Source organism: Microbacterium sp. K41, assembly GCF_004794395.1.
In the GTDB taxonomy this organism is placed as follows: domain Bacteria; phylum Actinomycetota; class Actinomycetes; order Actinomycetales; family Microbacteriaceae; genus Microbacterium; species Microbacterium sufflavum.
Map to the genome: position 1 here is coordinate 1 of NZ_SSDO01000433.1, position 380 is coordinate 380.

Consider the following 380-nt stretch of genomic DNA (forward strand, 5'->3'; position numbering starts at 1 on the left):
ACCGGGCTGCTGAGTGCGCTGATGGGCACGGTCGCCGTGTGCGCCGCGGCCACCCCGCTCGCGGTGGTGCTGGGAGCGCACACCCGTCCGCTGCTGGCTCTTCTCGCCGCGGTGCCGCTGGTGACCGTGTCGGTGCTCATCGCGCCCGTGCCGACGGTCGCCGCGAAAGCCCCGGCGCCGCGTGACGTGCGATCGCTCGCGGTGCTGCTGCCGTTCGCGCTCGCCCTGCCGCTCTACGTGGGGGTCGAGACCGTGCTCTCCGGCTGGTCGGCCGTGATCCCGGAGCGCGTGCTCACGCTCGAACCGGCCGCGGCCGCGCTCGGCACCTCCGCGTTCTGGGGCCTGATGGCGGCGGGCCGTTTCGGGGCAGCGGCCCTGCG

1 protein-coding gene is annotated in these 380 nt (G+C 75.8%); it reads left to right on the forward strand.

Features of this window, described 5'->3' with window-relative positions; all coding sequences use genetic code 11:
• A partial coding sequence (locus DW309_RS19700) for a hypothetical protein (protein WP_205812775.1) occupies window positions 1-380 on the forward strand: 380 nt, incomplete at both ends.